The organism is Shinella sp. GW835-FHT14H05, from assembly GCF_058793575.1.
Genome location: NZ_JBXAFY010000006.1, coordinates 43,280 through 56,966, shown reverse-complemented (window position 1 = coordinate 56,966; position 13,687 = coordinate 43,280). Strand labels below are relative to the sequence as shown.

At 64.7% G+C, this 13,687-nt stretch carries 10 protein-coding genes; 7 read left to right on the top strand and 3 right to left on the bottom strand.

Annotated elements, in window-relative coordinates:
• Positions 1-11: 11 nt before the first annotated feature.
• From AC1Q6Z_RS18855 to AC1Q6Z_RS18840, 4 genes are all read left to right on the top strand, one after another.
• A complete protein-coding gene (locus AC1Q6Z_RS18855) occupies positions 12-872 on the top strand; it encodes a uracil-DNA glycosylase family protein (protein ID WP_492648866.1) in 861 nt (286 codons plus the stop codon).
• Positions 873-1,082: 210 nt separating this feature from the next.
• Positions 1,083-1,262: a hypothetical protein gene (locus AC1Q6Z_RS18850; protein ID WP_256120875.1), complete on the top strand. Its 180-nt coding sequence runs from the start codon at positions 1,083-1,085 to the stop codon at positions 1,260-1,262.
• Between the two features lie 58 nt (positions 1,263-1,320).
• Positions 1,321-1,464 (top strand): hypothetical protein, encoded by a 144-nt coding sequence (locus AC1Q6Z_RS18845; RefSeq protein ID WP_256120874.1) that lies wholly within the window; start codon positions 1,321-1,323, stop codon positions 1,462-1,464.
• A gap of 389 nt (positions 1,465-1,853) precedes the next feature.
• Positions 1,854-3,140 (top strand): MFS transporter, encoded by a 1,287-nt coding sequence (locus AC1Q6Z_RS18840; protein ID WP_492648865.1) that lies wholly within the window; start codon positions 1,854-1,856, stop codon positions 3,138-3,140.
• Here AC1Q6Z_RS18840 and AC1Q6Z_RS18835 read toward each other — a convergent pair.
• Positions 3,131-4,069: a DMT family transporter gene (locus tag AC1Q6Z_RS18835; protein WP_492648864.1), complete on the bottom strand. Its 939-nt coding sequence runs from the start codon at positions 4,067-4,069 to the stop codon at positions 3,131-3,133. The genes AC1Q6Z_RS18840 and AC1Q6Z_RS18835 overlap by 10 nt on opposite strands.
• A gap of 332 nt (positions 4,070-4,401) precedes the next feature.
• Here AC1Q6Z_RS18835 and pepN point away from each other — a divergent pair, with 332 nt between their 5' ends.
• On the top strand, positions 4,402-7,047 hold the full coding sequence (gene pepN / locus AC1Q6Z_RS18830; protein WP_492648863.1) for an aminopeptidase N: 2,646 nt from the start codon (positions 4,402-4,404) through the stop codon (positions 7,045-7,047).
• A gap of 8 nt (positions 7,048-7,055) precedes the next feature.
• On the opposite strand, the gene AC1Q6Z_RS18825 is transcribed toward pepN, so the two are convergent.
• Complete coding sequence (locus AC1Q6Z_RS18825; protein ID WP_256120870.1) at positions 7,056-7,424, bottom strand: VOC family protein; 369 nt, start codon at positions 7,422-7,424, stop codon at positions 7,056-7,058.
• A 75-nt stretch (positions 7,425-7,499) separates the two neighbouring features.
• Between AC1Q6Z_RS18825 and AC1Q6Z_RS18820 the strand changes: the two genes are divergently transcribed.
• Positions 7,500-8,234, top strand: a complete 735-nt coding sequence (locus tag AC1Q6Z_RS18820; protein ID WP_492648862.1) for a helix-turn-helix transcriptional regulator — start codon at positions 7,500-7,502, stop codon at positions 8,232-8,234.
• Between the two features lie 117 nt (positions 8,235-8,351).
• Positions 8,352-10,700, top strand: coding sequence for a PAS domain-containing sensor histidine kinase (locus AC1Q6Z_RS18815; RefSeq protein WP_256120868.1), 2,349 nt, complete (start codon positions 8,352-8,354; stop codon positions 10,698-10,700).
• Positions 10,701-10,712: 12 nt separating this feature from the next.
• Here AC1Q6Z_RS18815 and AC1Q6Z_RS18810 read toward each other — a convergent pair whose 3' ends face one another.
• A complete protein-coding gene (locus tag AC1Q6Z_RS18810) occupies positions 10,713-13,661 on the bottom strand; it encodes a bifunctional [glutamine synthetase] adenylyltransferase/[glutamine synthetase]-adenylyl-L-tyrosine phosphorylase (RefSeq protein ID WP_492648861.1) in 2,949 nt (982 codons plus the stop codon).
• Positions 13,662-13,687: the final 26 nt, after the last annotated feature.

Here is a 13,687-nt window from a genome sequence, read left to right as displayed (position 1 = left end):
AAGTGCAGGGCATGAACACCGCGCGAGACCTCAACCCCGACCAGCTGCGATCGCTCCTGCATTTCTATGCGGATGCGGGCGTGGAATGGCTGCTGGAAGAAGAGGCGGTCGATCGCATCGCCGAATTCGAGGCGATGCGCGCGGCGCGCGGCGTAGTCCCGCAGCGGGAGGCGGCCCCTGTGCCGCAAGCGCCGGCCCGGCAGGCGCCCGCGCGGCAGGAGCAGCCGCGGCCTGCGGCCCCCGCCCCCCTGACGAATGTGGCGATCCCGGACGGCCAGGCGGTGGCCGAAGCCGAGCTTGCCGCCGGCAGCGCTCGCTCGCTCGATGAGTTGCGCACCGCGATGGAGGCCTTCAACGGCTGCAACCTCAAGACCAGCGCCCGCTGCCTCGTCTTCGCCGAGGGCAAGGCCAAACCCGCGGTCATGGTGATCGGCGCCATGCCGAATGCCGAGGACGACCGCGACGGCCAGCCGTTCTCCGGGCGGCAGGGCGCGATGCTCGACCGCATGCTCGGCGGCATCGGGCTTGCCCGCGCCGACCTGCTCATCACCAATGTCGTGCCCTGGCGCCCGCCAGGCAACCGGCCGCCGTCGCAACGCGAGGCGGATATCTGCCGCCCCTTCATCGAGCGGCAGATCGCGCTGGCCGAGCCGAATCACCTGCTCGTGCTCGGCAATTTTGCCGCGCGATTCCTGTTCCGCTCTAACGATACGATCCATCAATTGCGCGGCGAATGGCGGGAGATCACGATTTCCGGCCGAAATATCCCGGCTTTTGCGACGCTTCACCCCCAAGATCTGGCGACAGCGCCGATCAGCAAGCGCCTTGCCTGGCAGGATCTGCTCGCTTTTCGTGCAGGGCTCAGCGGCTAGGCGACCGGCCTCCCTCAGTCTTTTCAATGACTTGGCGCTCGACGCTTGCGGGCTGCCCCACAATGGGTCGCGATTCTGCCTCAAGCATGAACAAATTGTTTCAGCAGCCATGCGAATTGCACATATCTGCCGGGCAGAATGTCGCATTGCAAAATTCATGTTGCGGCGCAATATAAGAGCACGGGAGGACAGGATTTAAGGAACAGACCTATGACCGCCGCCCGCTTTCGGCCCATCCATTCGAGCTTCGAGACGCTCCGCCACTCCGGTCTTCGTGCCGGCCATGGTTTCGGCGGCATCGCTGCCCCGGCCAACGAGCAGCTCACGGCCACCGGCTTCGCCCGCATCAACCGCCCCGTTCAGCTCTTCTCCGAGTTCATCCAGCGCTGATACGCGGGTGCTGCGCCAGACGGCGCCGCCCGATGCAACCCGAACCCAGGAGCAAACCATGGCCGCCTTTCGCAAGTTGATGTCCGACATTGCCGACATCCGCGCCGCCGTGAATGCCGCCCGGGAATATTCCGTGCTGGCCTCGCTGCCGCGCGATGCGGCGCAGCGCCGCGACCCGCTCAAGGCCTTCCTGCCCAACTGACGGCCGGCCATGGCTTTGAAAGCCACCGGCGCTATGGTAATGTTTCCCTCGTGAGGAGGTGAGACGACTTTCCTCCGGTGGAGACCGGGCCGAAGCCCGATCTCCGTTTTCTTAGCTGATGGTCAGGGTGAACCGCCAAGTCCTGAACCTGATCGTCAGCGTAAGCCGGATTTTCAATCGTCTCACCTCCTTTCATTGCGCCGAGATTTTCGCCTCGACAGCTCCCTTTAGCACAACCGTGCCGGGAATTCGCTCCCCTCCTGAACCCTACCGACGATCTTCCTGTTTTTTACGTCAGCCGCTGTCGCAGTGGACAGCGCAACGCGTCCGCAATAGAGCGACACTCGCACATTGAACGCGCCGCGCGGCGCCACTCCTGCGGAGCCCCCATGCTGGCGAGCCTCGTCTCCATTCTCAGCCTGATGCTGTCCACCCTGCTGATGATGGTGGCCTTCGGGCTGCAAAGTTATGTCGTGCCGGTGCGCGCGGTCGCGGAGGGATGGTCGACTCAAACCATCTCGATGATCGCCACCGGCTACACGATCGGTTTCACGCTCTCCTGCATCGTCACGCCGAAATTCGTGCTGCTTGTCGGCCATGTGCGCGTCTTCGTGGCGCTGATCACGCTGCTCGCCATCGGTATCCTGCTCTGCGCGCTTGTGGTCGACTGGCGCGCCTGGATGCTGTTTCGTGCCATGTCGGGTTTTGCCATTTCCGGCAGCTATCTCATCATCGAAAGCTGGCTGAACGAGCGGGTGACCAACGAGAACCGTGGCTCGATCTTTTCCGTCTACCTGATCACCACGATGGTCGGCACGATCGGCGGGCAATATCTGGTGCCGCTCGGCGACCCGTCCAACACCTCGCTCTTCATTCTGTGCGGCATCATCTTCTCCGTCGCGCTGCTGCCGACGGCGCTCACCTCCTCGCCGCTGCCCGCACCGCCGACGCAGGCGCGGTTCGACGTAGCAAAGCTCTACCGGCGCTCGCCCGTCGCCGTCGTCGGTGCCTTTCTTGCCGGTGCGCTCTCCGGCGCCTGGCTCAATCTCGGCGGTGTGTTCACGCAGCGCATCGGCCTTTCGACGGCAGAGGGCGCCACGCTGCTCGCCTGCGTGCTGCTCGGCAGCGCCATCGCGCAGATCCCGATCGGCCGCGCCTCGGACCGCATGGACCGCCGCCTCGTCATGGTCGCCTGCGGCCTTGTCGGCACGCTGTCCTGCCTTGCCATGGCGTTCGTCGCCGGCGGGTCGCCGGTGCTGCTCTACATCGTCGCCGCCTTCGTCGGCTCGGTCATCTTCCCGATCTATGCGCTGAATGTCGCGCATGCCAACGACCGCGCGCAGCCGGACGAATATGTCGAGGTCTCTTCCGGCATGATGATCGTCTACGGCTTCGGCACGATTTCCGGGCCGCTTATGGTCGGGCCGATCATGGATCGCTTCGGACCGGGCGCCCTCTTCGTCGTGCTGGCGGTCTACTTCCTGCTCTATTGCGCCTATGCCGCCTGGCGCATCAGCCGGCGCGAGGCGAATGACGGTCTTGTCGCCAAGACGGATTTCCAGGCGATGACCGCGCAGCCTCTGGGTGCGGATGCCGCAGCGGGCGCTCTCCAGCCGGATGCGGTGACGGAGGAGCGCCTAGAGGACACGACCACGCCGGACTGGCGTCAGCCCTGAGGGGTCTGGTGTTTCAGCGCCGCACGGCGCTTCAGGTCGAGCTGGTGCTCGCGCAGGATGACGAAGATGCCGGCGACGACGACGATGGCGGTGCCGGTCAGCATGGTTCCGGTCGGCACGTCGCCGAATAGGAAATAGCCGATGATCAGGCCAAGCACGATCGAGGTATATTCGAACGGCGCGATCGTCGAGACATCCGCATAACGATAGCTCTGCGTCAGCATGATCTGCGCGATGCCGCCGCAGAAGCCGGCAAGCGCCATCAGGCCGAGCGCCTGCCAGCTCAGCTCGGCCCAGCCGAATGGCAGCGTGCCGAGCGAGAAGATCGACGCGAACAGCGAGAAATAGAGCACGATGGTCGGCGTGCGTTCGGTCTGCACCAGCTTGCGCACCAGCACCATGGCGATCGAGCCGAGCACGGCGAAGGCCAGCATGGCCAGCGCACCCATCGCCTCCGACGAGCCGAAGCCGCCATCGCGAAACAGCGTCAGGCGCGGCCAGCTGATGATGGCCACACCCACCAGCCCAACGAGAACGGCCGACCAGCGGTAGATGCCGACCTTCTCCTTGAGGAAGACGGCGGCGATGACCACGGTGACGAGCGGCAGCGCATAACCGAGCGCGATCGATTCCGGCAGCGGCAGGTGCACGAGGCCATAGAAGCCGAAGCCCATGGACAGGATGCCGATAATGCCGCGCTTGAAATGGCCGAAAATGTCGTTGGTGCGAAACGCGCCGCGCAACTGGCCTTGTGCCGCAAGGAAGACGATGATCGGCACCATGGCGAAGCTGGAGCGCAGGAAGGTGACCTGCCCGGCCGGAAGATCCTTGCCGGCCGCCTTGATGAGCGTGGACATGCAGAGAAAGATCACCACGGAGGTAACCTTGAGGAAAATCCCCCGCATGGGGTTTGGATATGGCATGTCCATGGGGAACTCGTCACGACCGGCTGGCCGTGGCATCAGGCGTTGAGAGAGACCGGAGAACCGATACAGAGGATTGCAAGTCTAGCGGGATTGACCGCCGGATGGGATCAATTCTGGTGATGCGTCGCGGATATTTTTGATCGGAACCTGGCTATCAGGCGCCAGTCGGACCTTCTGTGCCAACAAGGCACAAAATTGTGAATGGGGGTCGGCTGGAAATGAGATGTTAAGCGAATAAGCATATCTATCCATGGAACTGGGGGCAGACCGTCCTTGTAGCCCGTAGCGTTGCACAGAACTTTACGGGCCGGACGGCAAAAATGCAGGACATATCCATGCGGACAGAGAACGGCCGGATCATTCATCTGGCAGATTATCGCCAGACCGACTTTGTTCTCGAGCGCGTCGATTTGACCTTCGAACTGGATCCGACGGAGACCAAGGTCGAGGCGCGGCTGATCTTCCATCGCCGCGAAGGCGCCGATCTTGCCGCACCACTGGTTCTCGACGGCGACGAGCTCGTCATGACCGGCCTGCTCTTCGACCAGATGGAGCTCGATGCCGCACGCTACGATGCGACGCCGGATAGCCTGACGATCCGCGACCTGCCGGCGACGGAACCCTTCGAGATCACCATCACCACGATGATCAATCCGGAGGCCAACACCCAGCTGATGGGCCTCTACCGCACGAACGGCGTCTACTGCACCCAGTGCGAAGCGGAAGGTTTCCGCCGCATCACCTATTTCCCCGATCGGCCGGACGTGCTGGCCGTCTATACGGTCAACATCATCGCCGACAAGGCGAGCTGCCCGTTGCTCTTGTCCAACGGCAACTTTTTGGGCGGCGCCAGTTACGGCGAAGGCAAACATTTCGCCGCCTGGTTCGATCCGCATCCCAAGCCTTCGTACCTCTTCGCGCTGGTTGCCGGCGATCTCGGCGTCGTGGAAGACACGTTCACCACGCTGTCCGGCCGCGAGGTCACGCTGAAGATCTATGTCGAGCACGGCAAGGAGCCGCGCGCGGCCTATGCCATGGATGCGCTGAAGCGCTCGATGAAGTGGGACGAGGAGGTGTTCGGCCGCGAATACGACCTCGACATCTTCATGATCGTCGCCGTCTCCGACTTCAACATGGGCGCCATGGAGAACAAGGGGCTCAACGTCTTCAACGACAAATACGTGCTCGCCGACCCGGAAATCGCGACCGACCAGGACTATGCGAATATAGAAGCGATCATCGCGCACGAATATTTCCACAACTGGACCGGCAACCGCGTCACCTGCCGCGACTGGTTCCAGCTCTGCCTCAAGGAAGGCCTGACGGTCTATCGCGACCACGAATTCTCCGCCGACCAGCGCTCGCGCGCGGTCAAGCGCATCGCGGAAGTGCGGCACCTGAAGTCGGAGCAGTTCCCCGAGGATGCCGGTCCGCTGGCCCATCCGGTGCGCCCGACGAAATACCGCGAAATCAACAACTTCTATACGACGACCGTCTACGAAAAGGGCTCCGAGGTGACGCGCATGATCGCGACCATCGTCGGCCGGGACGGCTTCAAGAAGGGCACGGACCTCTATTTCGAGCGTCATGACGGCGATGCCGCGACGATCGAGGATTTCGTCAAATGCTTCGAGGAGGCGAACGGCGTCGACCTCACGCAGTTCTCGCTCTGGTACCATCAGGCCGGCACGCCGCTGGTCAGCGTCTCTTCGAGCTACGACCAGGGCAAGGGCGAATTCACGCTGTCGCTGGAACAGATGATCCCGCCGACGCCCGGCCAGAGCACGAAAGAGCCGATGCACATTCCGCTGCGCTTCGGCCTGATCTCGGCCGACGGCTCGGAGGCGACGCCCGCCACCAGCGGCGCCAAGGTGACCGGCGACGTGCTGCATTTGAAGGAGCGCCGCCAGACGGTGACCTTCTCCGGCGTTACCTCGCGTCCGGTCGTTTCGCTCAACCGCAGTTTTTCGGCACCGATCAACCTGCATTTCGAGCAGGCCCCGGCCGACCTCGCCCATATCGCACGCCATGACAGCGATCTCTTCGCCCGCTGGCAGGCGCTGAACGACCTGGCGCTTCCGAACCTCGTGGACGCGGCACGCAAGGCGCGCGCCGGCGCGTCGGTCGAGACGAACCCGGTTCTTGCCGACACGCTGATCGCCATTGCCGGCGATGAGACGCTGGAGCCCGCCTTCCGGGCACAGGCCCTGGCGCTGCCATCGGAATCCGACATCGCGCGCGAGCTCGGCAGCAACAACGATCCCGACGCCATCCGCACCGGCCGCGAGGCCGTGCTCGCCTTCGTGGCGAACCGCGATCCGGCCGTCTTCGCAGACCTCTTCGAGCGCCACCGCATCGAAGGTGCCTTCACGCCGGATGCGGAAGGCGCCGGCCACCGGGCGCTGCGCAATGCGGCACTTGCCTATCTCGCCGTCGCCGACGGCACGCCGGCCCGCGCCATGGAAGCTTTCGCGGCGGCCGACAATATGACGGACCTCAGCGCAGCCCTTACCGTGCTCGCCCACCGCTTCCCGGATGCGCCGGAGACGGCGGCGGCGCTCGAAACCTTCCGCGCGCGTTTTGCCGACAATGCTCTGGTCATCGACAAGTGGTTCTCCATCCAGTCGACCATTCCGGGCGATGGTGCGCTGGAGCGCGTCAAGGCGCTGATGGAAAGCCCGCTTTTCAACAAGACGAACCCGAACCGCATGCGCGCGCTCGTCGGCACCTTCGCCTTCTCCAACCCGACCGGCTTCAACCGGGCGGACGGCGCCGGCTACCGGTTCCTCGCCGAGCAGATTCTGGAAATCGACCCGAAGAACCCGCAGCTCGCCGCCCGCATCCTCACATCCATGCGCTCCTGGCGCGCGCTAGAGGAAGTGCGCTCCGACCACGCCCGCAACGCGCTGCGCAGCATTGCCGCAGGCGAAAAGCTGTCATCTGACGTGTCGGACATCGTGGAGCGCATGCTGAAGGGTTAGCCCTTCTCTTAGTTGGCCGGCGGGCAGACGCGGATGCGGTGGCCATCCGGATCGAGCGCGACGAAGGTGCGGCCGAAGACCGCGTTGAACGGCGGCTGCTCGATCGCGACATCGGCCGCGCGCCATTCATCGTGAAGCCGGTCGATGGACGCATTGTCTTCCGCGACGATGGCGATTTCGCTGCGGTGACCGGTGCCCGAGGAGACGAATTCCGAGGAACTGGTCGACCACAGGCCGAGGCCGAGGCCGTTCTCGAACCGGAATGCGACAAAGCCCGGAGACTGCGCCACCGGCGCATGGGCAAACAGCTTTTCGTAAAACAGGCCGCTCGCTGCCGCGTCTTCGACGTAGAGAATGAGGAGATTGGGAGCCGTCATGGGGATCGTCCTTTGTTTGCGTTGACGGGATGATCTTTAGGCGACACCGCTGCCAAAAACTGGCAGTATGTTGCCATGGCCCGATCCGAAAGACTGCTCGCTCTCCTCCAGGTCCTGAGACGCCACCGCCATGCGGTGAGTGGCGCCACGCTTGCCGGCGAACTCGGCATCAGCATCCGGACGCTCTACCGCGACATCGCCTCGCTACAGGCGCAGGGTGCCGATATCGAGGGGGAACCCGGCGTGGGCTACATCCTGCGCCCCGGCTTCATGCTCCCGCCCCTGATGTTCTCGCAGGGCGAACTGGAAGCCTTGATGCTCGGTTTCCGCTGGGTGCAGAAATTCGCCGACGCCCCCGTGACGAAGGCCGCGACGGACGCGCTTGCCAAGATTTCCGCGGTGCTGCCGGCGGAACTGCGCGAGGAGCTGGAGAATACGGCGCTGCTGGTCGGGCCGCGGCGCATCGTCGACAGCGAAATCGTCGATCTCGCCCTGATCCGCACGGCGATCCGGCGGGAGCGGAAGCTGCGGCTCTCCTATGCCGACAGTGTCGGCGCGCTTTCGGAACGAACCATCTGGCCGGTGGCGCTCGGCTATTTCGAGGACACGCGGATGCTGGTTGCCTGGTGCGAATCGCGGCAGGGCTACCGGCATTTTCGCACAGAACGCATGCTGGCGCTCGCCATGCTTGAGGAACGTTCTCCGCGCCGGCGCGCGGCAATGCTGAAGGAATGGAAGGAGACGGAGGCAGGTCCGCGCCGACAGATCGCAGCCGAGCCCGTTTCGGCAAATGCAAAATCCCAACCATAAGAAATGGTTAAAAAACTTTAACCCTTTCCTCTGGACAAGCGGAATCACAATTGATTCATTAGGGTAGATTCGGGCGAGCGGCGCGCCGAATCACGAAAAGGTACAAGGTTTAAGACTATGGCGGACGCGCAACGAGGACGCGCAGCCGGCGGGTGGACTCGTCTCAAATTTCCGGGAATGGCGGCCTGGGAAGATGAACTGACGGGACAGGCGAAGATATTCGCCGGACCTGCCGCACGGCATCTGACACGGGCCGAGCCCGTGCTGAAGCGGTCGATACCGATCCTGATCATCGCCTTCCTGTTCGTGGTGGCCATCTCTCGCATGGTCGGCATCCTGGTCGAGCACGACCGGATGGACACGAGCGTACGCGACACGACCTCGCTGACGGCGCTGGCCGTCGGCGCCGTCTTCTCCGGCCGCATGGCCGACAGCCTGGCGAAGTCCGACCGCATGGCGGTCGAGGCGGCGCTCACCCTCAACCTGCCGCAGGACCGCATGCAGCCCGGCGGGCTGGTGCTCTTCGTCGAGGAGAAGGGGCATGTCTTCGGCGCCTCGCTTGCGGCGGCGCAGTATGTCGGCCAATCGCTCGCGCGCTTCTCGCCCGAGCTTGCGGCCAGCCAGTATTTCGGCGAGCAGGCCGGTGTGTTCCGCGCCCGCATCGGCGGCGAGGAATATTACGCCTCGCTCGTGCAGATGCCCAAGAAGGGCGGCTTCATCATCGTCGCCAACCCGCTCGGGCAGCTCGCGGTGTTCTGGCGCGACGAGGTGGCGCTAAACGTCACGCTGTTCTCCGGCATTTCGGCGATCCTGCTCGTCATTCTCTACGCCTACTATATCCAGGCGAAGCGCGCCCGCGATGCGGATGCGATCTTCGCGGAATCCAACCTGCGCGTCGAGACGGCGCTTGCCCGCGGCCGCTGCGGCCTGTGGGATTTTGACCTCACCAGCCGGCGGCTGTTCTGGTCGCGCTCGATGTACGAGATGCTCGGCATGCCGGCGCGCGACAGCGTGCTGTCCTTCGGCGATGCGGCGCGCCTGATGCACCCCGACGACGACGGCATCTACCAGGTCGCGCGTGCGGTCGCCCGTGGCGAGGCCAAGCAGGTCGACCAGGTGTTTCGCATGCGCCATGCCGAGGGGCATTATGTGTGGCTGCGCGCGCGCGCCCAGCTCATCCGCATGGCATCCGGCCGCATGCATATGATCGGCATCGCCATGGACGTGACCGAGCAGCACCGGCTCGCCCAGCGTTACCAGGAAGCCGACCAGCGTCTTGCCGACGCCATCGAATGTACCTCTGAGGCCTTTGTTCTGTGGGACAAGAGCGACCGGCTCGTCATGTGCAATGCGCATTACCAGCAGGCCTACGGCCTTCCCGACGACGTGCTGGTGCCCGGCACCGAGCGCGCGGCGGTGCATGCCGCGGCCGCCCGCCCGGTCATCGAACGGCGCATCGCCGATGCGGACGGCACCGGCGCCTCGCAGACCAGCGAAGTGCAGCTTGCCGACGAGCGCTGGCTGCAGATCAACGAGCGGCGCACCCGCGACGGCGGCCTCGTCTCCGTCGGCACCGACATCACCATGATGAAGCGCCACCAGGTGCGCCTGCGCGAGTCCGAGCGCCGGCTGATGGCCACCATCGGCGACCTTTCGGCCTCGCGCGCCAAGCTGGAGCGGCAGAAGTCGGAACTCTCCGTCGCCAATGCCAATTACCAGGCGGAAAAGGAGCGCGCCGAGGCGGCGAACCGCGCCAAGTCCGAATTCCTCGCCAACATGTCGCATGAGCTGCGCACGCCGCTCAACGCCATCCTCGGCTTTTCCGAAATCCTGCAAAACCAGATGTTCGGCCCGATCGGCTCGGACAAGTACCGCGAATATTCCCGCGACATCCACGAGAGCGGCAAGCACCTTTTGAACGTCATCAGCGATATCCTCGACATGTCGAAGATCGAGGCCGGCCATATGCGCGTCAGCTGCGAGACGATCGACCTGGCGCCGCTGATCGAGGAGACCCTGCGCCTCACCATGTTGCAGGCCGAGAAGAAGCAGATCCAGGTGCGTCAGGCCTATCCGGACAACCTGCTGACGGTCGCCGATCGGCGCGCCATGAAGCAGATCCTGCTGAACCTGCTGTCGAACGCCATGAAGTTCACCAATGCCGGCGGCGAGGTGGAAGTGCGGGCGCGCCGGGTGGATGGCGCGGTGACGCTCACCATCGCCGATACCGGCATCGGCATCCCGAAATCCGCCCTCCAGAAGATCGGCCAGCCCTTCGAGCAGGTGCAGAGCCAATACGCCAAGAGCAAGGGCGGCTCCGGCCTCGGCCTCGCCATCTCCCGCTCCCTCGCCCACCTGCACGGCGGCGCCATGCGCATCCGCTCGCTGGAAGGCAAGGGCACGATCATCTCCGTGCGCATCCCCGACCGGGAACGGCTGGCGGCGCTGCATCTCGTGGCGGCGTGAAGACCGCGACGGTCAGCCCTTGACCGTCGCCTGGAAAATCTTGCGCACTGCCTTGGACAGCCGCCGGATTTCGGCTTCCAGCGTGCGCAGGTCGGGGCAGTCGCCGGCGCGGCAGACGAGGTCGATAAGGCCGGCGGGGGCCTCCTTGGGGTCGAAACCGCCGTCGATGCAGAGACGTACGATCTGCGAGATCTCCGTGTAGAGCGTCAGCGCCTTTTGCACCGTGTCGAGGTCGTTCGGGTCCATCATTTCGGCACCGAGCAGCGCCAGCGCATCGGCCGTCGGCAGCACCTTGTCCGGCTGGGGCGCGCCCTTCGCCGGCGCGACGAGCGCCAGGAACTGGGCGATGAACTCGATGTCGATCAGCCCGCCGGCAATGAGCTTCAGGTCCCAGATGTCCTTCGGCGGCTTTTCCTGATCGATGAGTGTTCGCATTTCGGCGACGTCCTTGGCGATCTTGCCGACCTCGCGCTTGCGCCCGAGCACGGAGCCGAAAATCGCCTGCGCCTCTGCCGCAAGGCTCTCGTCCCCCGACAGCACGCGGGCGCGCGTCAGCGCCATGTGCTCCCAGGTCCAGGCCTCCTCCATCTGGTATTTAGCAAAGGAGGTGATGCGGGTCGCCACCGGGCCTTTGTTGCCGGAGGGGCGCAGCCGCATGTCGACCTCGTAGAGCACGCCTTCTGCCGTCGGGGCGGAGAGCGCCGCGATCAGCCGCTGCGTGATGCGGGTGAAATATTTGATGTTGTCGAGCGGCTTGGCGCCATCCGATTCGAACGCGTCGGCGTCGTGGTCGTAGAGCAGGATGAGGTCGATGTCGGAGCCGGCGGTCAGCTCGAAACTGCCGAGCTTGCCCATGCCGACCAGCGCCACGCGCCCGCCGGGGAATTTGCCATGCGCCGCCTCGATCTCCTCCAGCACCGCCTTTAGCGCGGCGGCGACGATGAGGTCAGCGACATGGGTCAAGGCGCGGGCGGCCTGCCTGCCGGTGATGGCGCCGGTCAGGAGCCGGATGCCGATCAGGAAGCGCTGCTCGGCGGCGATGATGCGCAGGCGGTCGAGGATTTCCTCGTAATGCCGGGCGCCGGAGACGAAACCATCGATGCGCTCGGAAAGGTAGGCGCGCGTCGGCAGCTCGGCGAGCAGACTCGGATCTAGCATGCCGTCGAAGACATGGGGTTTGGCGGCGATCACCTCGGCAAGCCGCGGCGCCGACGACATGATGTTGACGATGAGGGACAGCAGCGCCGGATTGTTGCCGAGCAGCGAGAAGAGCTGGATGCCCGCCGGCAGGCCGGATATGAAACTGTCGAAGCGCAGCAGCGCCTCGTCCGCCCGCTTGCTCTCGCCGAAGACGCTGAGAAGCTGCGGCGTCAGCTCCGTCAGCCGCTCGCGCGCCTCGACGGATTGCGTGGCGCGGTAGCGGCCGTAGTGCCAGGTGCGGATGGTGCGGGAAATGTCGGCGGGGCGCTCGAAGCCGAGGCGCTTCAGCGTTTCCAGCGTATCCGGATCGTCCTTCTGGCCGGTGAAGACGAGATTGCCGGTCTCCGACGAGAGTTTCGCCTCCTGCTCGAACAGCGCCGCATAACGCCGCTCGACGGTCTTCAGCACCGAAACGAGTTTTGCGGAAAAGCCGGCCGTGTCCGCGAAACCCAGCATGAAGGCAATGCGCTTCAGCTCGGCTTCCGTTTCCGGCAGAAGATGGGTCTGCTCGTCGCGGACCATCTGGATGCGGTGCTCGACATCGCGCAGAAACCAGTAGGCTTCGGTCAGTTCCCCGGCCGTCGCCTCGTCGATCCAGTTGGCCCTCGCGAGTTCCGAAAGCATCGGCTCGGTGGCGCGCAGCCTCAGCGCCGGCACGCGGCCGCCGGCGATCAATTGCTGGGTCTGCACGAAAAACTCGATCTCGCGGATGCCGCCGCGGCCAAGCTTGACGTTATGGCCCTTCACCGCGATCTCGCCATGGCCCTTGTGCACATGGATCTGCCGCTTGATCGAATGGATGTCGGCGATCGCCGCATAGTCGAGATATTTGCGGAAGACGAAGGGGATGAGGTCTTTCAGGAAGGCTTCGCCGGCCTTGATGTCGCCGGCGATAGGCCGCGCCTTGATGAAGGCGGCGCGCTCCCAGTTCTGCCCCCTGCCCTCGTAATAGAGCATGGCCGAATCGACCGAGATGGCGAGCGGCGTGGCGCCCGGATCGGGCCGGAGGCGCAGGTCGGTGCGGAAGACGTAACCGTCGCCGGTGCGCTCCTGCATGATGCGGATCAGCCGGCGCACGAGGCGGGAAAAGGTCTCGACGGCTTCGTTCGCATCGACCGCGATCTCCGCCATCGGATCGAAGAAGATGACGAGGTCAATATCGGAGGAATAGTTGAGTTCCGAGGCGCCGAGCTTGCCCATGCCGAGCACGATGAGGCCCGATCTGTCGCTCGGATGCGCGGGATCGGGCAGCTTCAGCTTGCCGCTGTCATGCGCCGAGAGGAGGAGATGGTCGATGGCGGCGGAGGTCGCGGCGGTCGCAAGGTCGGTCAGCAGCGCGGTCGTCCGGCGCGCGTCAAAAATCCGGGCAAGGTCGGCGAGCGCGGTGAGGAAGGCGACCTCGCGCTTGGCAACGCGCAGCCGGGTCATCAGCACGGCCTCCGTCACCTCGCCGGCCGGCTGCCAGGCGTTTCGCGCACGATCGATCGCCGCGTCGATGGCGGGCAGGATCGGCTCTTCGAGCGCGCGGACAAGCAGGCCGGGGTCGATGCGCGCGGTATCGCGCAGATAGGGCGAGAGGGAAAAGGCCGCGACGATAAAGTCCTTGAGCGGGCCGTCCTCACCGAGGAGCTTGGCGATGGCGGCGTGGTCCTTGCCCCAATCCTTGAGATCGGAGAGCACCGACTTGACCTCCGCCTGGCTCAGGGGCCGGATCGGGCTCGTCGAAAGATCGGAAAACCGCGTCGTTTCCGTTGCGCTCATGATGTCTCCTCGGCAAGAGCTTTTGC

Coding starts and splice junctions, on each gene's coding strand:
- AC1Q6Z_RS18855 (WP_492648866.1), top strand. CDS start 12: ATGAACACCGCGCGAGACCTCAACCCCGACCAGCTGCGATCGCTCCTG.
- AC1Q6Z_RS18850 (WP_256120875.1), top strand. CDS start 1,083: ATGACCGCCGCCCGCTTTCGGCCCATCCATTCGAGCTTCGAGACGCTC.
- AC1Q6Z_RS18845 (WP_256120874.1), top strand. CDS start 1,321: ATGGCCGCCTTTCGCAAGTTGATGTCCGACATTGCCGACATCCGCGCC.
- AC1Q6Z_RS18840 (WP_492648865.1), top strand. CDS start 1,854: ATGCTGGCGAGCCTCGTCTCCATTCTCAGCCTGATGCTGTCCACCCTG.
- AC1Q6Z_RS18835 (WP_492648864.1), bottom strand. CDS start 4,069: ATGGACATGCCATATCCAAACCCCATGCGGGGGATTTTCCTCAAGGTT.
- pepN (WP_492648863.1), top strand. CDS start 4,402: ATGCGGACAGAGAACGGCCGGATCATTCATCTGGCAGATTATCGCCAG.
- AC1Q6Z_RS18825 (WP_256120870.1), bottom strand. CDS start 7,424: ATGACGGCTCCCAATCTCCTCATTCTCTACGTCGAAGACGCGGCAGCG.
- AC1Q6Z_RS18820 (WP_492648862.1), top strand. CDS start 7,500: ATGGCCCGATCCGAAAGACTGCTCGCTCTCCTCCAGGTCCTGAGACGC.
- AC1Q6Z_RS18815 (WP_256120868.1), top strand. CDS start 8,352: ATGGCGGACGCGCAACGAGGACGCGCAGCCGGCGGGTGGACTCGTCTC.
- AC1Q6Z_RS18810 (WP_492648861.1), bottom strand. CDS start 13,661: ATGAGCGCAACGGAAACGACGCGGTTTTCCGATCTTTCGACGAGCCCG.